18 protein-coding genes and 1 pseudogene are annotated in these 23666 nt (G+C 71.0%); 12 read left to right on the top strand and 7 right to left on the bottom strand.

Annotated elements, in window-relative coordinates; genetic code table 11:
* Window positions 1-28 precede the first annotated feature (28 nt).
* Both pepN (ACIQMR_RS32175) and ACIQMR_RS32170 read left to right on the top strand, forming a co-directional pair.
* Complete coding sequence (gene pepN / locus ACIQMR_RS32175; protein ID WP_401394805.1) at window positions 29-2599, top strand: aminopeptidase N; 2571 nt, start codon at window positions 29-31, stop codon at window positions 2597-2599.
* Between the two features lie 204 nt (window positions 2600-2803).
* On the top strand, window positions 2804-3838 hold the full coding sequence (locus ACIQMR_RS32170) for a hypothetical protein (RefSeq protein ID WP_401394802.1): 1035 nt from the start codon (window positions 2804-2806) through the stop codon (window positions 3836-3838).
* Window positions 3839-3842: 4 nt separating this feature from the next.
* Here the strand turns inward: ACIQMR_RS32170 and ACIQMR_RS32165 are convergent, their stop codons facing one another.
* Both ACIQMR_RS32165 and ACIQMR_RS32160 read right to left on the bottom strand, forming a co-directional pair.
* Complete coding sequence (locus ACIQMR_RS32165) at window positions 3843-5030, bottom strand: serine hydrolase domain-containing protein (RefSeq protein ID WP_401394800.1); 1188 nt, start codon at window positions 5028-5030, stop codon at window positions 3843-3845.
* A 99-nt stretch (window positions 5031-5129) separates the two neighbouring features.
* Window positions 5130-5597, bottom strand: a complete 468-nt coding sequence (locus ACIQMR_RS32160) for an NUDIX hydrolase (protein ID WP_401394797.1) — start codon at window positions 5595-5597, stop codon at window positions 5130-5132.
* Between the two features lie 37 nt (window positions 5598-5634).
* Between ACIQMR_RS32160 and ACIQMR_RS32155 the strand changes: the two are divergent.
* From ACIQMR_RS32155 to ACIQMR_RS32145, 3 genes and pseudogenes are all read left to right on the top strand, one after another.
* Window positions 5635-5820: pseudogene (locus tag ACIQMR_RS32155) on the top strand (CGNR zinc finger domain-containing protein); the annotation flags it as partial.
* Window positions 5821-6042: 222 nt separating this feature from the next.
* Window positions 6043-9378 carry a S8 family serine peptidase gene (locus tag ACIQMR_RS32150; protein WP_401394795.1) on the top strand — a complete coding sequence of 1112 codons (3336 nt, stop codon included), beginning with the start codon at window positions 6043-6045 and terminating at the stop codon, window positions 9376-9378.
* Window positions 9379-9551: 173 nt separating this feature from the next.
* Window positions 9552-10580 (top strand): aspartate-semialdehyde dehydrogenase, encoded by a 1029-nt coding sequence (locus ACIQMR_RS32145; RefSeq protein ID WP_401394792.1) that lies wholly within the window; start codon window positions 9552-9554, stop codon window positions 10578-10580.
* Window positions 10581-10656: 76 nt separating this feature from the next.
* On the opposite strand, the gene ACIQMR_RS32140 is transcribed toward ACIQMR_RS32145, so the two are convergent.
* Entirely contained in the window at window positions 10657-11157 is a 501-nt protein-coding gene (locus ACIQMR_RS32140) for a DUF1203 domain-containing protein (RefSeq protein WP_401394789.1), read from the bottom strand.
* Between the two features lie 176 nt (window positions 11158-11333).
* Here ACIQMR_RS32140 and pepN (ACIQMR_RS32135) point away from each other — a divergent pair, with 176 nt between their 5' ends.
* From pepN (ACIQMR_RS32135) to ACIQMR_RS32115, 5 genes are all read left to right on the top strand, one after another.
* Complete coding sequence (pepN, locus tag ACIQMR_RS32135; RefSeq protein ID WP_401394786.1) at window positions 11334-13901, top strand: aminopeptidase N; 2568 nt, start codon at window positions 11334-11336, stop codon at window positions 13899-13901.
* A 178-nt stretch (window positions 13902-14079) separates the two neighbouring features.
* Window positions 14080-15582 (top strand): sensor histidine kinase, encoded by a 1503-nt coding sequence (locus tag ACIQMR_RS32130; RefSeq protein WP_401394870.1) that lies wholly within the window; start codon window positions 14080-14082, stop codon window positions 15580-15582.
* A gap of 17 nt (window positions 15583-15599) precedes the next feature.
* Complete coding sequence (locus ACIQMR_RS32125; protein ID WP_385474467.1) at window positions 15600-15986, top strand: roadblock/LC7 domain-containing protein; 387 nt, start codon at window positions 15600-15602, stop codon at window positions 15984-15986.
* A complete protein-coding gene (locus ACIQMR_RS32120; RefSeq protein ID WP_358669015.1) occupies window positions 15983-16342 on the top strand; it encodes a DUF742 domain-containing protein in 360 nt (119 codons plus the stop codon). Before ACIQMR_RS32125 ends, ACIQMR_RS32120 begins: the two co-directional genes overlap by 4 nt.
* Complete coding sequence (locus tag ACIQMR_RS32115) at window positions 16323-16943, top strand: ATP/GTP-binding protein (RefSeq protein WP_266374182.1); 621 nt, start codon at window positions 16323-16325, stop codon at window positions 16941-16943. Before ACIQMR_RS32120 ends, ACIQMR_RS32115 begins: the two co-directional genes overlap by 20 nt.
* Before the next feature lie 59 nt (window positions 16944-17002).
* Here the strand turns inward: ACIQMR_RS32115 and alc are convergent, their stop codons facing one another.
* The gene (alc, locus tag ACIQMR_RS32110) at window positions 17003-18118 is read right to left on the bottom strand and encodes an allantoicase (RefSeq protein ID WP_401394782.1); all 1116 of its coding nucleotides are present in this window, start codon (window positions 18116-18118) and stop codon (window positions 17003-17005) included.
* Window positions 18119-18173: 55 nt separating this feature from the next.
* Complete coding sequence (locus ACIQMR_RS32105; protein WP_401394779.1) at window positions 18174-19112, bottom strand: LysR family transcriptional regulator; 939 nt, start codon at window positions 19110-19112, stop codon at window positions 18174-18176.
* 101 nt (window positions 19113-19213) lie between these two features.
* Between ACIQMR_RS32105 and ACIQMR_RS32100 the strand changes: the two genes are divergently transcribed.
* Window positions 19214-20026, top strand: coding sequence for an alpha/beta fold hydrolase (locus tag ACIQMR_RS32100; RefSeq protein ID WP_401394776.1), 813 nt, complete (start codon window positions 19214-19216; stop codon window positions 20024-20026).
* A gap of 179 nt (window positions 20027-20205) precedes the next feature.
* On the opposite strand, the gene ACIQMR_RS32095 is transcribed toward ACIQMR_RS32100, so the two are convergent.
* Complete coding sequence (locus ACIQMR_RS32095) at window positions 20206-20811, bottom strand: hypothetical protein (RefSeq protein WP_401394773.1); 606 nt, start codon at window positions 20809-20811, stop codon at window positions 20206-20208.
* 349 nt (window positions 20812-21160) lie between these two features.
* Between ACIQMR_RS32095 and ACIQMR_RS32090 the strand changes: the two genes are divergently transcribed.
* Entirely contained in the window at window positions 21161-22423 is a 1263-nt protein-coding gene (locus ACIQMR_RS32090) for a S8 family peptidase (RefSeq protein WP_401394770.1), read from the top strand.
* 175 nt (window positions 22424-22598) lie between these two features.
* Here ACIQMR_RS32090 and ACIQMR_RS32085 read toward each other — a convergent pair whose 3' ends face one another.
* Window positions 22599-23528, bottom strand: coding sequence for an EamA family transporter (locus ACIQMR_RS32085; protein ID WP_401394767.1), 930 nt, complete (start codon window positions 23526-23528; stop codon window positions 22599-22601).
* Window positions 23529-23666 lie beyond the last annotated feature (138 nt).

The following is a 23666-nucleotide window of genomic DNA, read 5'->3' as shown; positions in this document are numbered from 1 at the left end:
TGACCGAACGAGACACGAAGGAGTGGACGTGCCCGGAGAGAATCTGTCCCGCGACGAGGCCCGCAGCCGGGCCGACCTGCTGTCGGTCGAGGGGTACGAGGTCTTCCTCGACCTGCGTTCCGCGACGGGTGAGAGCAGCGAGGTGGAGCCGCGGACGTTCCGTTCGGTGACCACGATCCGGTTCCGCCGTATCGCGCCGGGTGACACCACCTTCGTCGATCTTGTCGCCCCCTCCGTGACGTCGGTGTCGCTCAACGGCCGCGAGCTGGACCCGGCGGACGTGTTCGACGGCGCGCGGATCGCCCTGACCGGGCTCCAGGCGGAGAACGTGCTGGTGGTGGACGCGCAGTGCGCGTACAGCCGGACCGGTGAGGGCATGCACCGCTTCGTCGACCCGGAGGACGGCGAGGTGTATCTGTACACGCAGTACGAGCCGGCCGACGCCCGCCGGGTCTTCGCCAACTTCGAACAGCCCGATCTGAAGGCCCCCTTCCGCTTCGAGGTGGCCGCACCGGAGGGCTGGACCGTCTGGAGCAACGGCGCGGAGGAGTCCCGCGACGGACAGACCTGGCGCTTCGCGCAGACCAGGCCGATCTCCACGTACATCACGGCGGTCGTCGCCGGTCCGTACCACTACGAGACCGATCTCTACACGCGGACGTCCGACGACGGGACGACGCTGGAGATCCCGCTCGGCGCGATGTGCCGCAAGGGGCTGGCCAAGCACTTCGACGCGGACGACATCTTCCTGGTCACCAAGCAGGGCCTGGACTTCTTCCACGACCACTTCGACTACCCCTACCCGTTCGGGAAGTACGACCAGGCCTTCGTGCCCGAGTACAACATCGGCGCGATGGAGAACCCCGGATGCGTCACCTTCCGGGAGGAGTTCGTCTTCCGGGGCAAGGTGACGCAGGCGTCGTTCGAGCGGCGGGCGAACGTCATCCTGCACGAGATGGCGCACATGTGGTTCGGCGACCTGGTCACCATGCGGTGGTGGGACGACCTGTGGCTGAAGGAGTCCTTCGCGGACTTCATGGGCGCGTTCTCGCTGGTCGAGGCGACGCGTTTCCGTAACGGCTGGGTGACCTTCGCCAACAACCGCAAGTCGTGGGCGTACCGGGCGGACCAGCTGCCGTCCACGCATCCCGTCACGGCCGACATCCGTGACCTGGAGGACGCCAAGCTCAACTTCGACGGGATCACCTACGCCAAGGGCGCGTCGGTGCTGAAGCAGCTCGTCGCCTACGCGGGACGGGACGCGTTCCTGGAGGGCGCCCGCCGGTACTTCAAGCGGCACGCGTACGGCAACACCCGCCTCGACGATCTGCTGTCGGTGCTTCAGGAGACCTCAGGGCGCGACATGAAGGCGTGGTCGCGGTCCTGGCTGGAGACCTCGGGGGTCAACTCGCTGACGCCGCAGGTCACCTATGACGCGGGCGACCGGATCACCGAACTGGCGGTCGTGCAGGACGGCGACACGCTCCGGCCGCACCGGGCGGCCGTTGGCCTCTACCGGCACGAGGACACCAAGCTGGTGCGCTACGCCCGCGCCGAGGTGGACGTCACCGGGGTGCGGACCGTCGTGACGGAGCTGGCGGGCGAGGAACGCCCGGCGCTGGTGCTCGTCAACGACGACGACCTGACGTACTGCAAGATCCGCTTCGACGAGGGTTCGCTGGAGACTCTGCGCGGGCACCTCGGCTCGGTGACGGACCCGCTGGCCAGGGCCCTGTGCTGGTCCGCGCTGTGGAACCTGACACGGGACGCGCTCATGCCGGCGCGCGACTTCGTCGGGCTGGTCCTCGACTTCGCCGGGCGCGAGTCGGACATCGGCGTGCTGCAGATGGTGCACGCGTGGGCACGGGCGGCGCTCGTCCACTACGCGGCGCCCGAATGGCGCCAGGAGGGCGGGCGGCTGCTGGCCGAGGGTGCGCTGCGGGAGCTGCGGCTGGCCGGGCCGGGCAGTCAGCACCAGCTGACGTGGGCGCGGTTCTTCGCGACGGCGGCCACGACGGAGGCGGATCTGCAGCTGCTCCAGGGGCTGCTGGACGGCACCGCGAAGATCGACGGGCTCGATGTGGACCAGGAGCTGCGGTGGGCGTTCCTGGAGCCGCTCGCCTCGCACGGGCTCGCGGACGAGGCGGTCATCGGCGCGGAGCTGGCGCGGGACGACACCGCGTCCGGCAAGCGCCACCAGGTGCGCTGCCTGGCGGCACGGCCGTCGGCGGCGGTCAAGGACCAGGCGTGGGCGCAGGTCGTGGAGTCGGAGGCGCTGTCCAACGCGCTGGTGGAGGCCACGATCTCGGGCTTCACGCAGGCGTCGCAGCGGGAGCTGATCGCGCCGTACGCCGAGAAGTACTTCGCGGCGATCGAGCGGGTGTGGGCCGAGCGGTCGATCCAGATCGGCATGGACGTGGTGCGGGGTCTCTTCCCGGCCCTCCAGGACGACGAGGCCACTCTCACCGCGGCGGACGCCTGGCTCGACTCCCACGCCGGCGCTCCCCCGGCCCTGCGTCGTCTGGTCCTGGAGTCCCGTGACGATCTGGCCCGCGCCCTTCGCGCGCAGGCCTGCGACACGGCGGCGTCCCGCGGCTGACGGCCTTCTCCCGTCCGCGTCCCCGTGACCGTTCCCGTCCCTCGCGACGGGGGCGGTGACGGGGGCGGTGACGGGGATGCCCGCATTGTCGGGCAGAACTGATCGGCAATCGAACGTCCGCACTTTAGGACGGGGTTGTCCGGAATTGTCGACGAGCGTGTAACAGCGGTTAGGAGGCGGCCGCGGCGCGGGAATTGGCGAGTCATGAACCACAACACCCCTCTGTCTCCCCGTCCGTTGAGCGACCTCTCCGATGTGCGGCGGCGTGTGCTGTCCGCCGCTCAGCTGCGCGAGCAGGGCGTGACCGCCGCCCACGCCGCCGAGCAGTGCCGGCCCGAAGGGCCCTGGCAGCAACTGCTGCCGGGGGTGTTCCTGCTGCACCCGGGTCCGCCCACCAGTGAGGAGCGGCTGCACGGCGCGCTGAAGTACGCCGCCCGCCACGGTGAAGACGGCGCGTCCCGCAGCGGCGAGGCGATGGTCACCGGCCTCGCGGCGCTCGCGCTGTACCGGTTCGGCTCCGCCCCGACGCTGCCGGCGCTCGACCGGATCGACGTCCTCGTGCCGCGTGCCCGGCGGCTGCGGTCCGCCGGCTGCGCCCGGCTGATCCGTACGCAATCCATGCCGAAGCCGGAAGAGGTGACGGGCCTGCCCGTCGCCCCGGTGGCCCGCGCGCTGGCGGACGCCGTCGCCCGGCTCTCCGACGCGGGCGCGGTCCGCCGGCTGCTCACCGAGGCCGTGCGCGGCGGCCACTGCGAACCCTCCGCGATCGTCAGGGAGTTGAACGGCGCACGGCTGCTGTCCCGCCCCCACGTCGTGGAAGCCGTCGACTCCCTCCTCGCCGAGGGCCGGGCCGTCGCCGAGGACCGGCTGTACGACCTCGTCCGGATGTACGGACTGCCCGAACCGGTGTGGAACGTGGATCTGCGCCTCGCCGGCGGCCCCCACCTCGGCGGCGTCGACGCCTACTGGCCCGAGGAGGCCGTCGCCGTGGAACTCGCCACCCGTGCCCCGCGCCCGGCCCACGCCCGGGACCGGTCCGGGCCCCCGGACCTGGACACGGACCTGTCCGCAGGCACCACCCGGCGCGAGCACCTGGAACGGCTCGGGATCACCGTCGTCCGCATCTCCCCGAGGAAGCTGCGGGACACCCCCGTGCAGCAGGCCATGGTGATCCGGACGGCCCTGATGGCCGCCTCGGACCGGGATCCGGCGCCCTATGTCGTGGTTCTGCCCCGTTGAGGGGTCACCGCCGGCAGAACTCCGCCTCGACGACGGCCGCGCCGTCCCCCGCCCAGTCGCTGTTGAAGTTCAGCGCGAGCGCGTGACGGCCGTCCGGGGTGGTCACCGCCTCGGAGGAGGAGCCATGGATCCCTCCACTGTGCCCCCAGACCTCCTTGCCGCAGGAGAGCTTCTGCGCCATCAGGCCGAGCCCGTACCGCAGGCCCGGCGCGTCCTCGCCCATCGGAACCGTCGTGGTCATCTTCCTGACCTGGCCCTTCGGCAGCACCTTGCCGGTCAGCAGGGCGCGGTAGAAGCGGTTGAGGTCCCCGGTGGTGGAGATCATCTCGCCGGCGGACCACGCGGCTGACGCGTTCAGCTCCGTGACGTCATGGACCGCGGTGCCGGGCTCGGGTCCCACGAGGACCGAATACGCCCGCCCGCTCGGCCGCGGCATCCCCGGCCGGGTACCGGGCGACGACGTGGCGCGCAGCCCCAGCGGGCGCAGCACCCGGCGCTCCAGCTCCTGCCCGTACGGGCGGCTGGTCACCTTCTCGATGACCAGCCCGGCGAGGACGTAGTTGGTGTTGGAGTACCGCCAGTCCGTGCCGGGGGCGAAATACGGCTCGTGTCCCATGGCGGTCCGCACGAGATCGCGGGGCGCCCAGGTGTCGTAGCGGTGCTCGAAGAAGCCCTCGCCGAAGACCTTCCGCACGAACGCGTCGTCATCGGTGTAGTTGAAGATGCCGCTGGTGTGGTTGAGGAGCTGCCGGAGCGTGACGGAACGCCCGTCGTGGCCGTTCCCGCGGACCAGTCCCGGCAGCCACCGCTCCACGGTGTCGTCGAGGCTCAGTCTTCCCTCCGCCTCCAGCTGGAGGATCACCGTCGCGACGAAGGTCTTGGTGATGGAGCCGACCCGGAAGCGGTCCTCGGGCTTCCGCTCACTGCCGGTCGTGCGGTCGGCGACGCCGGCCTCGCCGTTCCAGGTCGGGTGCCCGGCCCGGGCGGCCTGTGCGAGGGCTCCGGGAGAGCCCGCCTCGACGGCCTGTTCGAGCGCCCGCTGGGTGCGCTCGTGCCCGGAGCCGGAGTGGTGGGTCCGCTGCCGGGGTTCCGCCGCCGTCGCCGGTGTCACGAGGGCGGTGGCGGCGACCGCTGCCGCCACCACCGCCACGGCGAGACGCGTCCGGACCGTTCGTACAGGACGTACTGTCATGCGAACTCTCCTGTCTGCGAGCTTCTGCGACTGGGCTCGGCGGACAGGACTCCGGCGGAACGCGAGGAGTTGAGCGGTACGCAGAGGGTTGGGCGGGTTTCAGCCGTGTGTGCCCTCGCCGGCGTCCACCCGCCCGGCAGCGGGCCGCTCGCGCCACAGCTCCAGCCCGATGTCGACCAGGGCGACCCGGTCGAGCCCGGCGACGGCGTCCAGGGGGTGCCAGGCGGCGAGGTCGGTGGAGCCGTCGGGCTCGGGCCTGAGCTCACCTCCCGTGATCCGGCCTTCGTAGACGACGCGCAGGCTCTGGAAGTCCCCTCCTGGGCCCAGCTTGCGCGGTTTCCGGGTCGTCATGGAGTCGAGGCCGAGCAGAGCGGTCACCTCGGCCGTGTAGCCGGTCTCCTCCCCGACCTCACGCACGACCGTGTCGACGGGGTGCTCCCCGTGGTCCATTCCGCCGCCGGGCAGGGTCCAGCGCTTCGTGCCGTCCCGCGCCACCCAGCGCGCGAGCAGGATCTGTCCGTCCCGTATGCACACGGCGTACGCCGCGACCCTCAACTGCTGCTTCATGCGGCGAGGTTAGCCGCCGGGAACGGGCGGAACCGGAGCCATGCGCGAGTACCTGGAACTGGTGCGCACCGCGCCGGACCGGATTCGCGTCTGCGCCCACGCCTCGTGCGTCCTGCGGTTCTTCGACACCTCACGGAACGGCACCCGGCGCTGGTGCTCCATGGCCGTCTGCGGGAACCGCGCGAAGGCGTCCCGGTACTACGCGAGAGCGCGCGAGGACTGATCACCCGCCACCGAAGTGATCCATTATTGAACGGCTTCGCGGGCCCGATCGGTGGTTATCCACCGCTATGCCCCCCATGAGACCGGTCCCGCCACTGGCGGATGTACGCCATGGCCGTATCCCGCCTCTGACAACTCTCCACAAACCCCTGTCACTTGCGAAAGGCTGAGCGGTCATCCGGTACCGATTTCCGGACCCCTCTTTCACAAAACAGGGATGCTGATGACCACCCTCGAGTCCCAGGGCTCCATATCCGGGCACAGACGCGTGGCCCGGATCGCCGCCGCCGCAGGCCTTGTCGCCGCACTGGTGGCCTCCGGCGCCGCCCCCGCCTTCGCCGCTGCGGCGGCAGATGACCCGGCCGGAGCCAACGGCCCGGTCAAGACCGCCGAGGCACCGGCCGACAAGCTCGGCCGGGCGGACGCCGAACTCCTCGCCGAGGCCGAGGCGAAGGGCCAGAAGACCATCACCGTGATGGTCGCCACCGCTCCCGGCCAGACCGAACAGGTCGCCGGGCAGCTCGACTCCGTACCCGGCGCCGTCGTCGGCCAGAAGGACGACAAGCTCGGCTACGTACGGGCCACTCTTCCCACCGGCAAGGCGAAGAGCGCGCTCAGCAGGGCCGGTGAACTCTCCACCGTTCAGGGCATGGACCTCCAGCGCGAGATCAAGCTGGACGACCCGAGGCCGGACGCGGGCGCCAGGGGTGCCGCTTCCGTCGGCCAGAAGTCGGGTTCGTACCCCGCGCCCGGCAAGAGGACCCCGGCGAAGAACCCGTACAACCCGTCCCACGAGACGGGCGCCGTGGAGTTCGTCGAGGACCACCCGAAGGCCGACGGCCGCGGGGTGACCATCGGCATCCTCGACTCCGGCGTCGACCTGGGCCACCCGGCCCTGCAGAAGACCTCCACCGGCGAGCGCAAGATCGTCGACTGGGTGACCGCGACCGACCCGGCCAAGGACGGCGACGGCACCTGGCGCCGGATGGACGCCGGCGTGAGCGGCCCGGTGTTCACCGTGGGCGACCGCAGCTGGAAGGCCCCCGCGGGCGAGCACAGGTTCAGCGTCTTCGAGGAGCGTGCGACGCTCGGCGGCGACATGGCCGGCGACCTGAACCGGGACGGCGACACCACCGACAAGTGGGGCGTCCTCTACGACCCCGCCGCCGGTACCGTCCGGGTCGACCTGAACGACGACGCGGACTTCACCAACGACGCCGCGATGAAGCCGTACAAGGACGGGTACCAGGTCGGGTACTTCGGTACGGACAACCCGGCCACGGAGATCGCCGAGCGCATCCCGTTCGTGGTCGAGGTCCGCAAGAACGTCGAGTACGAGGCCGGGAAGTTCTCCGACTACGTCAGCATCGGCGTCATCGAGGGCTCGCACGGCACGCACGTCGCCGGCATCACCGCCGCCAACGGCCTCTTCGGCGGCCGGATGAACGGCGCGGCGCCCGGCGCCAAGCTGGTCTCGTCCCGCGCCTGCACCTGGAGCGGCGGCTGCACCAACATCGCGCTGCTCGAAGGCATGCGGGACCTCGTCGTCAACCGCGGCGTGGACATCGTCAACATGTCCATCGGCGGTCTGCCCGCGCTGAACTACGACGACAGCGACCGCGGCGACGACGCCGACAACGCGCGCGCCCTGCTCTACAACCGCCTGATCGACACCTACGGCGTCCAGCTGGTCATCTCGGCCGGCAACGAGGGCCCCGGCGTGAACACGATCGGCGACCCGGGCCTGGCGAACAAGGTCCTCTCGGTCGGCGCGGCGATCTCCCGCAGCACCTGGGCCGCCAACTACGGCTCGCAGGTCGCCAAGCCGTACAACATGTTCAACTTCTCCTCCCGCGGCCCGACGGAGAACGGCGGCTTCACCCCGACCATCTCCGCGCCCGGCTCGGCGATCAACACGATCCCGACCTGGCAGGCGGGCGCCCCGGTGCCCGAGGCCGGCTACAGCCTGCCCGCGGGCTACGGCATGCTGAACGGCACCTCGATGTCCTCGCCGCAGGCCGCGGGCGCGAGCGCGCTGCTCATCTCCGCCGCCAAGCAGCGCCACATCAAGCTCTCGCCGCTGACCCTGCGCACCGCGCTGACCAGCACCGCCCAGCGCATCGACGGTGTGAAGGCGCACGAGCAGGGCGCCGGTCTGATCGACATCAACGAGGCGTGGGAGTCCATCGAGGACGGCGCCACCGCCCACTCGTACACGGTGAAGGCACCGGTCGACACCGCGCTCGACCAGTTCCTGAAGCCTGAGGCGGGCTTCGGTGCCGGCATCTACGACCGCGAGGGCGGTCTGAAGACCGGCCAGCGCAAGACGTACGACGTCACCATCACGCGCACGAGCGGCCCCAAGTGGCCGGTCGAGCACGAGCTGGACCTGCGCAACAACGACGGCACGTTCCGTATCGTCGGCGACGACGAGGTGGACCTGCCGCTGAACAAGCCGGTCACGGTGAAGGTGCAGGCCAAGGCCGCTTCCGCGGGCGTCCACAGCGCCATCCTGGAGGCGGACGACGAGCGCACCGAGGGCGTCGACAAGCAGATCCTCGCGACCGTGGTCGCCTCGAACGAGCTGGTGAAGCCGGGCTACACCTACACCGCCAAGGGTTCGGTGCAGCGCAACAGCTTCAAGAGCTACTTCGTGACGGTTCCGCAGGGCGCCAGGACGCTGGAGGTCGGGCTCGGCGGCCTCGCCGCCGGCAGCCAGACCCGGTTCATCTCGGTCCACCCCTACGGTGTGGCCTTCGAGGACACCGCGTCCACGGCCTGCTACCCGAACTACAACAACCCGGCCAACACCTGCCGCCCCGATGTGCGCTCGTACGCGAACCCGCAGCCGGGCGTCTGGGAGATCGAGGTCGAGTCGCGCCGTACGTCCCCGCTGCTGGACAACCCGTTCAAGCTGGACGTGACGCTGCTCGGCACCACCTTCGACCCGGCGGTGAAGACCCTGCCCGAGGCGAAGATCGGCACCCCGGCCACGGTCGACTGGAAGGTCACCAATGACGCGGCCGCGCTGGAGGGCAAGCTGAAGGGCGGCTCTCTCGGCTCCGCGAAGACCGCGACGCCGACCATCGCCCAGGACGAGCGCCAGGTGTCCACGGTCACCGTCGGCGCGGGTGTCGAGCGGCTGGACGTCGTCATCGGCAACACCTCCGACAAGGGCGCCGACCTGGACCTGACGGTCATCAAGGACGGCAAGCTCGTCGGCCAGTCCGCGGACGGCGACTCCGAGGAGTCGGTCTCCGTGGCGAACCCGGCCGCCGGTACGTACACGATCCTCGTCGACGGCTACGCGGTGGCGCCCGGCGGCACCACGTACGACTACAAGGACGTGTACTTCTCCTCGGCGCTCGGCACCGTCAAGGTCGACGAGTCGAAGATCGTCTCGCTGGCCAACGGCGCGAGCGCCCAGGTCGGCGCCGAGGTGCTGGTGAGCGCCGCGGCACCGGAGGGCCGCCGGTTCTTCGGCGAGGTGCAGCTGCTGAACGCGCGCGGCACGACCGCGGGCACCGGCAGCGTGGTGATCGAGAAGGTCCTTCCGTAACGGTATGACCTGATCAGGAGGGCGGGCGTCCACAAGGGCGCCCGCCCTTCGTGTGTGACGAGGCCCATGCGTCCCGTCCCTCGGACAATGGATTGGACAAAACGGCCGGGGACATACGCATCATGGAAGGCACGCAGGCCACGCAGTCTGCACGAGCGTACGGAGGAGTCCCCGTGAAGGTCGGAATCGTCGGAGCCACCGGGCAGGTCGGCACGGTCATGCGCAACATCCTCGCCGAGCGCACGTTCCCGGCCGAGGAGCTGCGGCTGTTCGCATCGGCCCGGTCCGCGGGGTCCACGATCGACTGGCAGGGCCGGGAGATCACCGTCGAGGACGCCGCCACCGCCGACTACTCCGGCCTGGACATCGTGCTCTTCTCGGCCGGCGGCGCGACCTCCAGGGCGCTCGCCGAGAAGGTCGCCTCCCAGGGCGCCGTCGTGATCGACAACTCCTCCGCCTGGCGCCGCGACCCGGAGGTGCCGCTGGTGGTCTCCGAGGTCAACCCGCACGCGATCAAGGACCGCCCCAAGGGCATCATCGCCAACCCGAACTGCACGACCATGGCCGCGATGCCCGTCCTGAAGCCCCTCCACCAGGAGGCGGGCCTCATCGCCCTGGTCGCCACGACCTACCAGGCCGTGTCCGGCTCCGGCCTGGCGGGCGTCGCCGAGCTCGACAGCCAGGTGAAGGCCGTCGCCGACCGCGCCACCGCGCTCACCCACGACGGCGAGGCCGTCGTCTACCCGGAGCCCGGCGTCTACAAGCGCCCCATCGCCTTCAACGTCCTCCCGCTCGCCGGCTCGATCGTCGACGACGGCTCCCACGAGACGGACGAGGAGCAGAAGCTCCGCAACGAGTCCCGCAAGATCCTGGAGATCCCGGAGCTGAAGGTTTCCGGCACCTGCGTCCGCGTCCCGGTCTTCTCCGGCCACTCCCTCCAGGTCAACGCCCGCTTCGAGCGTCCGCTCGGTGTCGAGCGCGCCTACGAGCTGCTGAAGGACGCGGAGGGCGTGGAGCTCTCCGACATCCCGACCCCGCTGCAGGCCGCCGGCAAGGACGCCTCGTACGTGGGCCGCATCCGCGTCGACGAGACCGTCGACAACGGCCTCGCGCTCTTCCTCTCCAACGACAACCTCCGTAAGGGTGCCGCGCTGAACGCGGTGCAGATCGCGGAGCTGGTGGCGCAGGAGCTGCGCGGCTGACGCCGCCTTCCGGCTGTGGAGAGGGCGGGCGCCGCTGGGCGCCCGCCCTCTCGTCGCACCCGGGCCGCCGCGCGGCTCAGGGCCGTCGCACCTCGTAGTGGAAGCAGCCGAACTCGGCGGCCCTGATGTGGACGAGTTCGACCGAAGGGTCGGCGAACGCGTCGGCGAGGGCGGCCTCGATCACCGCCGTGGGGTCGTCGCCGAGATCGAGGACTCGTCCGCCGACGATACGGCCGCGGGCGTCGTAGCGGCGGGCCGTGCGCTGCGCACCGGGCCGGGCGAAGGGGTACCCCTGGTCGTCCCGTGGCCGCCCGCACGCCTCGGCGTGGACGAAGACGGGGCCCTGCTCGTCGTAGGCGCCCGGGTCGGCCCCCGTCGCGGCAGCCCAGCGGCGCAGCGGCGCGTACGAGACGAGCGCGATCCGCTCCCCCGGCTCGCTGGGGCGCAGACAGCAGCGCAGCGGGGCGCCGCCCTCCTCGTCCGTATAGGGCAGGCAGCGGCGGTCGGCGTCGTCGCGGTCGCGGAGCTCTTCGAGCACCGCCGTGTCGATGGATCTCGGCCGGTACGTGATGGTCATGCCCCCAGCGTCCCCGCCGCCGCGCCCCGCTTCCGGCGGCTTTCGGACGTCGCCCTCGGCGTTGCGCGGCAGTCCGGCCGACTGCGCACGGGCTCTCCGAGCATGCGGACCGGCCCCCATGGAAGGATGACCCGAAACGTCGCATACCGAGGACGAACTACCGAGGAGATGACCGGGTGCCTGGCACAAACCTGACCCGCGAAGAGGCACAGGCGCGGGCGCGCCTGCTCACCGTTGACTCGTACGAGATCGACCTCGATCTCACCGGGGCGCAGGAGGGCGGCACCTACCGGTCCGTGACCTCCGTGCGCTTCGACTCCGCAGAACACGGCGCGGAGACCTTCATCGACCTGGTCGCACCCGCGGTGCACGAGGTCGTGCTGAACGGCAAGTCGCTGGACGTGGCCGCGGTCTTCCGGGACTCGCGGATCGCGCTGCACCATCTGCACGAGGGCCCGAACGAGCTGAGGGTCGTCGCGGACTGCTCCTACACCAACACGGGCGAGGGACTGCACCGGTTCGTCGACCCCGTCGACCAGCAGACCTATCTGTACACCCAGTTCGAGGTGCCGGACGCGCGCCGGGTGTTCGCGAGCTTCGAGCAGCCCGACCTGAAGGCCACCTTCCAGTTCACCGTGAGGGCGCCCGAGGGCTGGTCCGTCGTCTCCAACTCGCCGACGCCGGAGCCCAAGGACAACGTGTGGGTCTTCGAGCCCACGCCGCGGATCTCCTCGTACATCACGGCGCTGATCGTCGGCCCGTACCACTCCGTCCACAGCTCGTACGAGAAGGACGGGCAGAGCGTCCCGCTGGGCATCTACTGCCGTCCGTCGCTCGCCGAGTACCTGGACGCGGACGCGATCTTCGCGGTCACCCGGCAGGGCTTCGACTGGTTCCAGGAGAAGTTCGACTACGCGTACCCGTTCGCGAAGTACGACCAGCTCTTCGTGCCGGAGTTCAACGCGGGCGCGATGGAGAACGCGGGCGCGGTGACGATCCGCGACCAGTACGTGTTCCGCTCGAAGGTGACGGACGCGGCGTACGAGACGCGCGCCGAGACCATCCTGCACGAGCTGGCGCACATGTGGTTCGGCGACCTGGTCACCATGGAGTGGTGGAACGACCTGTGGCTGAACGAGTCGTTCGCCACGTACACGTCGATCGCCTGCCAGGCGTACGCTCCGGGCTCGAAGTGGCCCCACTCGTGGACGACGTTCGCGAACTCGATGAAGACCTGGGCGTACCGGCAGGACCAGCTGCCCTCCACGCACCCGATCATGGCCGAGATCCGGGACCTGGACGACGTCCTGGTCAACTTCGACGGCATCACGTACGCCAAGGGCGCGTCGGTGCTGAAGCAGCTCGTCGCCTATGTCGGGACGGACGAGTTCTTCCAGGGCGTGCAGGCCTACTTCAAGGAGCACGCCTTCGGGAACACCCGGCTGTCGGATCTGCTGGGCGCGCTGGAGGAGACCAGCGGGCGCGATCTGAAGACCTGGTCGAAGGCCTGGCTGGAAACCGCCGGTATCAACATCCTGCGCCCGGTCATCGACACCGACGCGGCCGGCGTGATCACCTCCTTCGCGGTCAAGCAGGAGGCCCCGGCGCTGCCCGCAGGCGCGAAGGGCGAGCCGCTGCTGCGGCCGCACCGGATCGCGGTCGGCTTCTACGAGCTCCAGGGCGACGCTCTCGTACGGACCGAGCGGGTCGAGCTGGACGTCGACGGCGAACTCACCGCAGTACCGGAGCTGGTGGGCAAGCAGCGTCCGGCGGTCGTGCTGCTCAACGACGACGACCTGTCGTACGCGAAGGTCCGCCTGGACGACGACTCGCTGGCGGCGGTCACGGAGCACCTGGGCGACTTCGCCGAGTCGCTGCCGCGCGCGCTGTGCTGGGCCTCCGCCTGGGACATGACCCGCGACGGCGAGCTGGCGACGCGCGACTACCTGTCGCTGGTGCTCTCGGGCATCGGCAAGGAGTCGGACATCGGCGTCGTGCAGTCGCTGCAGCGGCAGGTCAAGCTGGCCATCGACCTGTACGCGGCGCCGGAGTGGCGCGAGACGGGGCTGACGCGGTGGACGGACGCCACACTGGCCCACCTGCGCGCGGCGGAGCCCGGCAGCGACCACCAGCTGGCGTGGGCGCGGGCGTTCGCGGCGACCGCGCGCACCCCGCAGCAGCTCGACCTGCTGCAGGCGCTGCTGGAGGGCCGCGACACGATCGAGGGCCTGGTCGTGGACACCGAGCTGCGCTGGGCGTTCGTGGAGCGGCTGGCGGCGACCGGGGTCCTCGACGAGGAGGACATCGCGGGCGAGCTGGAGCGGGACCGCACGGCCGCCGGTGAGCGCCATGCGGCGACGGCGCGGGCGGCCCGTCCGACGCCGGAGGCCAAGGCGGAGGCGTGGGCGTCGGTCGTCGAGTCCGACCAGCTGCCGAACGCGGTGCAGGAGGCCGTCATCGCCGGCTTCGTCCAGACCGACCAGCGTGAGCTGCTCGCCCCGTACACGGAGAAGTACTTCGCGGCGGTCAAGGGCGTCTGGGATTCCCGCAGCCATGAGATCGCCCAGCAGATCGCGATCGGTCTCTACCCGACGCTCCAGGTGTCCGCCGGGACGATCGACGCGACGGACACCTGGCTGGATTCCGCCGCTCCGAGCGCGCCGCTGCGCCGGCTGGTCTCGGAGTCGCGCGCCGGTGTCGAGCGGGCACTGAAGGCCCGGGAGGCGGACGCCGCCACGGCCTGATTCCCCGGTACGACCGGAACCTTTCCGCCCGCCCAATGCCCCGCATTGGGCGGGCGGACGGCTTTTGGGGTCGCTCACGCCGGTGAATGGAGTGACCTTGTGTCAACTCCCCTTGGCACAAGCCGTTATGCTCCCGGCCATCATCGTAAGATCGTCTTTCAATGTTTTGAGGGTGCTGATGATCCGAGAGGAATCGCCGCCCGGAACGGCCCGGCCCACGTCGTCGTACCTGTGGCTGGTGCCTGCCCTTGCGACCGCTGCGGCCACCGTCCTGGTCGTGGCCCTGGTCTCCTCGTCGGCGCGTGTCCCGGTGGCCTGGATCGGCGGAGCGGCCGTCGTCGCCGTCGCCGTGGCCTGCGGTGAGGCCGCACGACGGGGCCGGCTCGTCGAGGAACTGCGCCACAAGGTGGCGGAGCAGCGGGACGCGCTGGTCCGCCAGGAAACCGAGACCGTACGGCTGGCCCAGGTGGCCCTGCCGGAGATGATGGAGCGCCTGCGCCGGGGCGACTTCCCCGAGGACGTCCTCGCCTGGCTCGGCTCGGCGGAGCAGGCCGGCGGACACCAGGAGGGGCTGACCCCCGAGTTCCGTGCGGCGCACCGGGCGGTGCTGAGTTCCGTGCTCGACGCGGTATCCGCCGAGGAGGACCTGCGCGAGTCGGCGCAGCGCGCCTTCGTGAACATCGCCCGGCGCGTGCAGGCGATCGTCCACCAGCAGGCGCAGGAACTGCGGGAGATGGAGGACCGGCACGGCCGGACCCCGGACGTCTTCGGCGATCTGCTGCGGCTCGACCACGGCACGGCGCTGATCGGCCGGCTCGCCGACTCCATCGCCGTGCTCGGCGGGGCGCGTCCCGGCCGTACGTGGAGCCGGGCCGTCCCCCTGTACAGCGTGCTCCGTGGCGCGATGTCGCGGATCATCGACTACCAGCGCGTGGAACTCCACTCGGTCTCCGAGGTCGCCGTCGTCGGCCTGGCCGTGGAGCCGCTCATCCACGCGCTGGCCGAGCTGCTGGACAACGCCACCCGCTACTCGCCGCCGCACACGCGGGTCCATCTGACCGCGGTGGAGGTGCAGTCGGGCATCGCCGTCGAGATCGAGGACGGTGGCGTCAACATGAGCGAGGAGGCCCGCAAGCGGGCCGAGCGCATGCTCCGCCAGGCACAGCAGGGCATCGACCTGAACGACCTGGGCGAGACCCCGCGACTGGGCCTGGCCGTGGTCGGCCGGCTGGCCCAGGCGTACAACTTCCAGGTGTCGCTGCGCTCCTCGGCCTACGGCGGCGTACGGGCCGTGCTCATCGTCCCGCAGGACCTGATCACGAGCACCTCTGCCGCCACCGGCCTGGCGCACGGCATCGGGACCGCCTCGGGGCCCCGCGCGGCCACTCAGCTGCCGCGGCAGCAGCCCGCCCGTCCCGTCACGGGACCGCAGCCCGCGGACCCGCAGGAGGAAGAGCTGCCCGTGGTGACCGAGCGCACCGAGAACGGACTGCCGCAGCGGCGCCGCAAGAACCGGGTCACTGCGCCACCCACCCCCGCTCCGACCGCAGCCGAACCGGAGACGGCGCCGCAGGTGGAGCCCGGCATCTGGCTGGCTGCCTTCCAGAGCGGCCTGTCCGGTGAGACGACACAGGACGGCGACGCCTCCTCGGCATCGGCAAACAAGGGGAACCAGCAGTGATTCAGCAGCGGGCCAACATGGACTGGATGCTCAAGGACCTCGCGGAGGGAGTTCCGCAGACCCGGAACGTGGTCGTGCTGTCCTCGGACGGGCTGCGCATGGCCCAGTACGGCGCGGACAACGACACCGCGGACCGGCTGGCCGCCGCCTGTGCGGGACTGCAGAGCCTCGCGGGCGCCGTGGGCGCCGAACTGCCGCACAGCGAGGGCAGGATGCGCCTGGTCGTCATCGAGATGGACGGCGGCTTCTTCTATCTCATGGCGGCCGGTGCCGGGGCCTTCCTCGCGGTGCTCGCCGACGAGGGAGTGGACGCCGGGCTGATGGGGCAGCGGATGCGGGACCTGGTGATCCGGATCGGAGCACATCTCAGCAGTCCGCCGCGCCATGACGAGCAGGCCAGGTGAGCAACGGGGACCGGGGCTGGGAGGACGCCAGCCCCGAACGCCTCTACGTCATCACGGGCGGGCGCAGTGGCTCTTCCGCCCCCACCCGACTCGACCTGGTCACGCTGATCGTGGCCAGGTCCGCGCCCAGACCCGGCATCCAGCCGGAGAAGGCCGCGATCATCCGGATGTGTGACGCACCGCTCTCGGTGGCGGAGATCTCCGCGTACACCGGGCTGCCGGTGAGCGTCGTCACCGTACTGCTCAGCGACCTGCTGGCCGAGAAGCAGGTGCTGGCACGCGCGCCCGTGGCGCCTTCCCAACTCCCCGACCGCGCTTTGATTGAGGCAGTGATCGATGGACTTCAAAAGCTCTGAGCAGCCTGCGGGGCCCCGGCGCGAGGACGTACTGCCGGACACCGCAACCGCCGCCGTCAAAGTGGTGATCGTGGGCGGGTTCGGAGTCGGCAAGACGACCCTGGTCGGCTCGGTGAGCGAGATCCGTCCGCTGACCACCGAGGAGACGATGACCCAGGCCGGGGTCGGCGTCGACGACACGGTGGGCGTGGAGCGCAAGACCGCGACCACGGTGGCGATGGACTTCGGCCGGATCAGCATCAACAAGGAACTGGTGCTCTATCTCTTCGGGACACCGGGGCAGGAACGGTTCTGGTTCCTGTGGCGCGGCCTGTTCGAGGGGGCGCTGGGTGCCGTGGTGCTGGTCGACACCCGTCGGCTCGAGGTCAGCTTCGACGTGATCGGCCGGCTGGAGGAACGCGGCGTTCCCTTCGTGGTGGCCATCAACTCCTTCCCCGGCGCGCCCGACCACCCCGTCGAGGAGCTGCGCGGAGCCCTCGATCTGCCCGCGTCGGTACCGATACTCGTCTGCGACGCGCGGCGCCGCGACTCCAGCAGAGACGTCCTGATGGCGCTGATGCGCTATCTGCACTCCCTAGCCGTAACTCCGGAGGCATCGTGAGCACTCCCCCTCCCCGCCGCCGGGCTGCCCGGCGGCGGGGAGGGGGACCACCTCATCCGTTACTCCGTCAAACCCGCGTACATACTGCGCAGTTCACCAAGGCCTCGCGCGGTGAGTTCCCCGTGCACCCGCATCCGTGCCACGCCGCCGTCCGGAAACGCATCCAGCCGTACATGCGTCGCGACCGCGGGCGCCGCGAGCGGGAAGCGGTGCGGGGTGTCCGGCTGGAGGCGGGTGCGCGGGAGGAGCTCGAACCAGTCACCGGTCTCGCCGTCGCGGCCGCTGAGGGCGATCCAGCCGGCCGCGTTGCCCTTGAGATACGCCGTGTCGATCTCGACGGCCCGGACGACGCCCTGAGCGGCGAGCCGGAACCGTACCCAGTCGTTGGTGTCGCGGACCCGCCGGCGGCGGTTCTCCCAGCCGTCGTCCATCTTGCGGGAGGTACCGGGCAGGATGATCTGCGTCGGTGACGAGTAGAACCTGTCCGAAGCGTCCTCGCACACCCCGCCGTTGAGTACGGAGGCGAGGTCGACGGTCCCGAGCAGTTCCAGCCACGCGGGGTCCGGCACGACCTCGCCGTGCACGCGGAGCCGGGCGATGCCGCCGTCGGGGTGCTGGCAGAGCCGGACGTGGGTCCAGCGGCGCTCGGAGGTGATCCCGAAGCCGTTGGCCGCGTGGCCGCGGACGGGAGTGGGCGGGAGGAGCTCCTCCCACTTCACGTCGTCCGCGAGGAGATCCTGGGGGCCCGGGGCCCCTTCGACGACGGTGGCCTGGAGGGACACCTTCTGCGGGTAGTTGCCACGGAAGTGCGCCGTGTCGACCACGACGCCGCGGATCACGCCGGGTGCGCCGAGGCGCACGATGGCCCAGTCGTGGTCGTCGGCGGACGGGAACGGCGATCCGGGGCCCGTGCCACGGCGCCGCCGGGTCTCCCAGCCGTCCATGATCTTGCCCTTGTGCCCGAACCGCTCCGGGTCGAAGGCGGCGGGCTCTCGCACGAGCAGGTTCTCGCGCTCGGCGAAGAACTCGTCGTTCGCGGCGACGACTCCCGCGCCCAGTCGGCGGTCGGCGAGGTCGACGAGCGTGGTGAAGGGGAAGTCTCCGGAGCGGTAGTCGGCGTAGGGGTCGCCGCCCGGGTACGGGGCGGCGTCGTTGGCGTGCGGGTCGGTTGTCATGCAACCGACTGTGGCCCCGCACGACCTCCCGGGTCCATCGAATGTTTTCGCACAATCACTTCAGCAGATCTGAAAGGTCTCTGGTCCGGCCTGCCACGACCGCCCGCAGCGCCTCCAGTACGTGCGCCACCCCGGCGCCCTCCTCCGCGCCCCGGCGCACCGCCGCCACGACGTGCCTGCGCGGCTGGTCGGCGCTGAGCACCCGCATCACGACGCCGCTTCGGCGCTCCGCCGCCGCCATCCGCGGCACGAGCGCGACCCCCATCCCCGCCTCCACCATCGCGAGGATCGCGGTCCACCCGGACGCGGAGTGCGCCTGCTCGGGCACGAACCCGGCCGCCTCGCACGCGGTGAGCGTGATCTCGGACCAGGGCCCGCTGCCGCCGAAGATCCACGGTTCCCCCGACAGGTCGGCGAGCCGCAGGCCGGGCTCGCTGGCCCTCGGATGCCCGGCCGGCAGGACCACGTCCAGCGGATCGGCGAGCAGGGGTACCCGGGTGAACCTCGGGTCCCGCGCGGTCGGCGCGTGCGCGGCAAGCGACAGCGCGAGGTCCACCTCGCCGGCGGACAGCAGCTCGTACGCCTCGGCCGCCTCGGCCTCCCGTACCCGTACCTCCAGCGCCGGACGGTCGTTCCGCAGCCGCTGCACCGCGGGCACGACGAGCGCGGGCACGGCGGTCGAGAAGGCGCCGACGCGCACCTCCCCCGCCTCGCCCTGCAGATACCCGGCCAGTTCGGCGTCGGCCCGCTCCAACTGCGCGAACACCGCCTCCGCATGCCGCAGCACCAGATGCGCCGCGTCCGTGAGCCGCACCCGCCGCCCATGCGCCTCCAGCAGTTGTACGCCGAGCTGCCTGGCGAGGTTCGTCAGCTGCTGCGACACGGCCGAGGGCGTCATCCGCAGCGTCTGCGCGGTCGCGGTCACCGTGCCGCGGTCCCGCAGCGTGCGCAGGATCTGCAGCTTCTTGACGTCCCACCTGTCCCACTCGGCCATGAGCCGCAACCTACCGGCCCGCGGGGCGATGAGTTCCGGCGCCGGCCCCGGTCTTCTCTGCTGTCACCGCGACCCGACCCCGCGTGGAAGGACCACCGACCATGACAACCACCCACACCCTCGCCGTAGCGGGCGGACGACTGCACTACGAGGTCCGCGGCGAGGGGCCGCTGCTCCTGGTCATGGGGGCGCCGATGGACGCCGGCGCCTTCGCGCCGCTGGCGGACGCGCTGGCGGGCGACCACACCGTCGTCACGCACGACCCCCGGGGCATCTCCGGAAGCCTCCTCGACGATCCCGGGCAGGACTCCACCCCCGAGCTGCGGGCCGACGACGTCGCCGCGCTGCTGGACGCACTCGGGGCCGAGTCCGCCGACGTCTTCGGAAGCAGCGGTGGCGCCGTGACGGGCCTGGCACTCGTCGCGCGGCACCCGACGCGGGTGCGCACCCTCGTCGCGCACGAGCCCCCCGTGCTGGAGCTGCTCCCCGACGCCGTCGCACAGCGTGCCGCGACCGACGACATCATCGAGACCTTCCACCGGGACGGGCCGGGGCCCGCGTGGATGAAGTTCATGACCAACGCCGGATTCGATCTCGGTGGCGACGACGCCCCCACACCGCCGCCGGGAGAACCCTCCGAGCAGGACATCGCCAACAGCGCCCGCTTCTTCGCCCACGAGCTGCGCGGCACGGCCCGCTACCTCCCCGACGTCACCGCGCTGAGGACCGGCCCGGCCCGCGTGGTCGTCGGCGTCGGCGCCACCTCGGGCGGCCTCGTCACGTACCGCACCTCCACGGCGCTGGCCGAGCTGCTCGGCACACCACCGGTCCGGTTCCCCGGCGACCACGGCGGCTTCCTCGGGCAGCCCGAGGAGTTCGCGGACGTGCTGCGCAAGGTGCTCGCGGGAGGGTGAGCCCCCTGCCCCGTCGTCCGGGAACGGCGGGGCAGGGGGCCTGGTCGCACCCCGGTGAGCCGTGGGGCAACAGGCGGTGGAGCCGCCGAGCGGCACAGCGGCCCAGCGGCGCTCCGGCCTGACGGCACAGCAGCCCAGCGGCGCTCCGGCCCGAGCGGTGCATCAGCCCGAGCGGTGCATCAGCGGTGCTGGACGAAGGTCCTGCCCGCATGGGCCCCGGCGGAGCAGGACTTCTTCTCCGCCGGGGTCATCGTGCGGCTCTTGACGACCACCGCGTTGCTCTTGCCGTCCGTGCCGTTCGCGGCCGGGCCGGTGATGGTGTCGTCGAAGAACCAGTAGTAGTGGTCCCACTTGGGGCTGTCGTAGTGGGTCTGCCATGTGCCGGAGACCTGCTGCATCACCTGTGCGCGGGAGATCCAGCCCACCTCACCGGGCTTCACCGTCATGTTGAGCGAGCTGCTCTCCGCATGCGTGCTGGTCCAGCTGTGGCTGTAGGTCGCGGTCACGCTCAGGTCGACGATGCCCGCGATCTTGCCGCCCGCGGTGACCGAGACGCCGAGCGAATCCGTGGAACCCACGGTGTCGCTCCAGGTCATCGACTGAGTGGCGTCCGAGCTGCTGCAGTTGTAGAGCGAGTCGGAGACCTGACGGAACCCGCCGAGATAGGCCTCGCCGAGCTGGGGCGAGTTGAAGGTGCACTTGCCCAGGCCCGATTCGCAGTCCGCCCTGAGCAGCTCACGGGTCGGCTGCTCGTCGGCCGTCGCGGCGGAGGTGGCCGTCGCCACGATTCCGCACGCTGCCACCGTCGCGGTCAGTAACCGGGTGCCCCGGCGCAGGAGGCCGTTCATCCTCATTCTGGTGCCTTTCGTACTGTGTGGGGAGTCGGTGAACCGAGCCGGGAGGTACGTGACTTGAGCGTCACGACCGAGCAACGGACACCGCCTGTGCCCGCGAGATTGTCCTAACGATCGACGCAACCCCACCAAGGGAAAGCAAAGTTGTCATTGACGAATCAACGACCCTGGTCTGCGTCCATTCGGGTGACCGCGGGATCGGGGAGATCTGTCACCGGGTCGGGCGATCGGCTGACAAGGGCTCAAGCAGCGGCGCGGCCCGGTCGAAAAGAGCGGTGACATGATCATCATCGATCCGATGGGAGTACCCATGCGACTGTTCGCGCGCTGCGCGGCCGCCGCTCTGCTGCTCGCCGTGTCCGTGGCCGCGCCCGGGGCCGCCGCGGAGAGTGGCACGGACGGTCCGACGCCCGCCCCGCTGCACCGGTCGGCGGAGCCGGTCAAGGGCCGGTACATCGTCTCGCTGAAGACGGGCACCGAGCCGGCCGCCGTCGCCCGGGAGGCCGGCGTGAAGCCCCGGTACACGTACAACCGGGCCATGCACGGGTTCTCCGCGACGCTGAACCCGACCCAGCTGGAGGCGATGCGGCTCATGCCCGGGGTCGCGGCGGTGGAGGAGGACGCCAGGGTCTCCGCGCACGACATCCGGGACGACCTCCGGAGCCCGGACGGGCGATACGGCGTCCAGGACGACGACCTCCGGTCCCGCGGGGTGGTCCCGGCCGCCAGCTGGGGGCTGGACCGTGCGGACCAGCGCGCCCTGCCGCTGGACGGGCAGTACACGACGGTCGGCAAGGGCAAGGGCGCCACGATCTACATCGTCGACACCGGAATCGACTACGCGCACAGCGAGTTCGGCGGGCGCGCCGTGTTCGGGTTCGACGCGATCGGCGACGGCCGCCAGGGACGGGACTGCGAAGGCCACGGCACCCATGTGGCGGGCACGGCTGCCGGGGCGACGTACGGAGTGGCGCCCGAAGCCACCCTCGTCAGCGTCCGGGTGCTGAACTGTGAGGGCGAAGGTGCCTGGTCCGGGATCATCGCGGGCCTCGACTGGGTCGCGAAGAACGCCCATCAGCCCGCTGTTCTGAACGCCTCGCTCGGCGGCTCCACGTCCGTCGCCGCCAACGAAGCCGCCGACACCGTCTTCGCCAGCGGTGTCCTGCCGGTCATCGCGGCCGGCAACTCCGCGGAGGACGCCTGCGGCATCTCGCCCGCGAGCGCGTCGGACGTCATGACGGTCGGCGCGACCGACTCGGCGGACTCGGAGACCGACTACAGCAACTACGGCGAGTGCCTCGCGCTCTACGCACCCGGCAGTGACATCGTCTCGGCACTGATGGGCGGCGGCACCACGACGAAGAACGGTACGTCGATGGCCGCCCCGCACGTGGCGGGCGTCGCCGCGCTCTACAAGGCGGCCCATCCCACGGCAGGTGCCCGCGCGGTCTCGGACTGGATCATCGCGCAGTCGACGAAGAGCGCGGTGCGGAGCATCTCCAGAGGTTCCCCGAACCGGTTGCTGTTCACCGGCGGGCTGTGACCCCGTCCGCACGGATCGCTCCCTGGCTGCGGGGCGGACGGGTTCCGGACCCGTCCGCCCCGCACTCGGGGAGGTGGAGCCATCCCGCGCCGGTCAGCGGCAGGCCACCGCCCACGCCTCGCCGTCGTGGTCATCGGTCATCGGTCATCGGTCATCGGTCATCGGTCATCGGGATCTACCGTCGCACCGCCCGAACGGTCAGGTCCATCGAATCTCTCCGTGCATTCTCTTCAGTGAGGCTGAACGATCTGGAGGGCGCGGCCTGTCCGGCGACCGTGGCGGCGACCGCGATCGCCATGCCGAGCAGTTGCACCGCCGTCAGCCCCTGACCGAGCGCCGCCCAGCCGATGACCGCCGCGGTGACCGGGGAGAGCGGACCGAGAAGCGTGACGGAGGTGGCGGTGAGCCGCCCGATACCGCGGAACCAGAGCCAGTAGCCGACGGCGGTGTTGGCGAGCGCGAGATAGACGTAGCCGGCGACGGCACGGCCGTCGAGCGCGGGCGGGGGGCCCTCGACCAGGAACGCGACGGGCGCGATCAGCAGCCCGCCCGCGGTGAGCTGCCAGCCGGTCATGACGAGCGGCCCCGCCCCCTCGGGGCGGCCCCAGCGCTTGGTGAGCACCGTCCCGGCGGACATCGAGACGGAGGATGCGAGTCCGGCGAGGACGCCTACCAGGTCCAGTGCGGCGCCGGCCTTGAGGACGACGAGACTCACGCCGAAGGCCGCCGCGACGGCGGCCGTCAGTCCCCGTAGGCCCGGCCGGTCGCCCAGCAGCAGCGCCGCGAGACCGATGACGAAGAGCGGCCCGACCGAGCCGACGACCGCGGCGACCCCACCGGGCAGCCGGTACGCGGCGAGGAACAGCAGCGGGAAGAAGGCTCCGATGTTGAGCGCGCCGAGGACCGCCGACCTCCACCACCACGTACCGCGCGGCAGCGTACGGGTGAGCGCGAGCAGAGCGAGTCCGGCGGGCAGGGCGCGCATCAGCCCGGTGAAGAGGGGACGGTCGGGCGGCAGGAACTCGGTGGTGACGGCGTAGGTGGAACCCCAGGAGATCGGGGCGAGCGCGGTGACGGCGACGACGGCGGCATTGCGCGACGGCATGACGGTTCCCCCATGGACGGATGCGAGTCCCTCACGGCGGCCGCGAAGGAGTAGCCCGGCAGCAAGCAGCTTGACAGTAAGCAGCTCAGCCATAAGTAGCTTAGCAATAAGCTACTTATTGGCAAGCCACTTGCTTGT

The organism is Streptomyces sp. NPDC091376 (assembly GCF_044757085.1).
GTDB classification, from domain to species: Bacteria; Actinomycetota; Actinomycetes; order Streptomycetales; family Streptomycetaceae; genus Streptomyces; species Streptomyces pratisoli.
The sequence above is the reverse complement of the archived record's forward strand: the minus strand, read 5'-3'. Positions and strand labels throughout refer to the sequence as shown.

Bases quoted from the DNA above. Each gene is read 5' to 3' on its own strand.
- ACIQMR_RS32170 (WP_401394802.1), top strand. From the start codon at position 2,804: ATGAACCACAACACCCCTCTGTCTCCCCGTCCGTTGAGCGACCTCTCC.
- ACIQMR_RS32165 (WP_401394800.1), bottom strand. From the start codon at position 5,030: ATGACAGTACGTCCTGTACGAACGGTCCGGACGCGTCTCGCCGTGGCG.
- ACIQMR_RS32160 (WP_401394797.1), bottom strand. From the start codon at position 5,597: ATGAAGCAGCAGTTGAGGGTCGCGGCGTACGCCGTGTGCATACGGGAC.
- ACIQMR_RS32150 (WP_401394795.1), top strand. From the start codon at position 6,043: ATGACCACCCTCGAGTCCCAGGGCTCCATATCCGGGCACAGACGCGTG.
- ACIQMR_RS32140 (WP_401394789.1), bottom strand. From the start codon at position 11,157: ATGACCATCACGTACCGGCCGAGATCCATCGACACGGCGGTGCTCGAA.
- ACIQMR_RS32130 (WP_401394870.1), top strand. From the start codon at position 14,080: ATGATCCGAGAGGAATCGCCGCCCGGAACGGCCCGGCCCACGTCGTCG.
- ACIQMR_RS32125 (WP_385474467.1), top strand. From the start codon at position 15,600: ATGGACTGGATGCTCAAGGACCTCGCGGAGGGAGTTCCGCAGACCCGG.
- ACIQMR_RS32115 (WP_266374182.1), top strand. From the start codon at position 16,323: ATGGACTTCAAAAGCTCTGAGCAGCCTGCGGGGCCCCGGCGCGAGGAC.
- alc (WP_401394782.1), bottom strand. From the start codon at position 18,118: ATGACAACCGACCCGCACGCCAACGACGCCGCCCCGTACCCGGGCGGC.
- ACIQMR_RS32105 (WP_401394779.1), bottom strand. From the start codon at position 19,112: ATGGCCGAGTGGGACAGGTGGGACGTCAAGAAGCTGCAGATCCTGCGC.
- ACIQMR_RS32100 (WP_401394776.1), top strand. From the start codon at position 19,214: ATGACAACCACCCACACCCTCGCCGTAGCGGGCGGACGACTGCACTAC.
- ACIQMR_RS32090 (WP_401394770.1), top strand. From the start codon at position 21,161: ATGATCATCATCGATCCGATGGGAGTACCCATGCGACTGTTCGCGCGC.
- ACIQMR_RS32085 (WP_401394767.1), bottom strand. From the start codon at position 23,528: ATGCCGTCGCGCAATGCCGCCGTCGTCGCCGTCACCGCGCTCGCCCCG.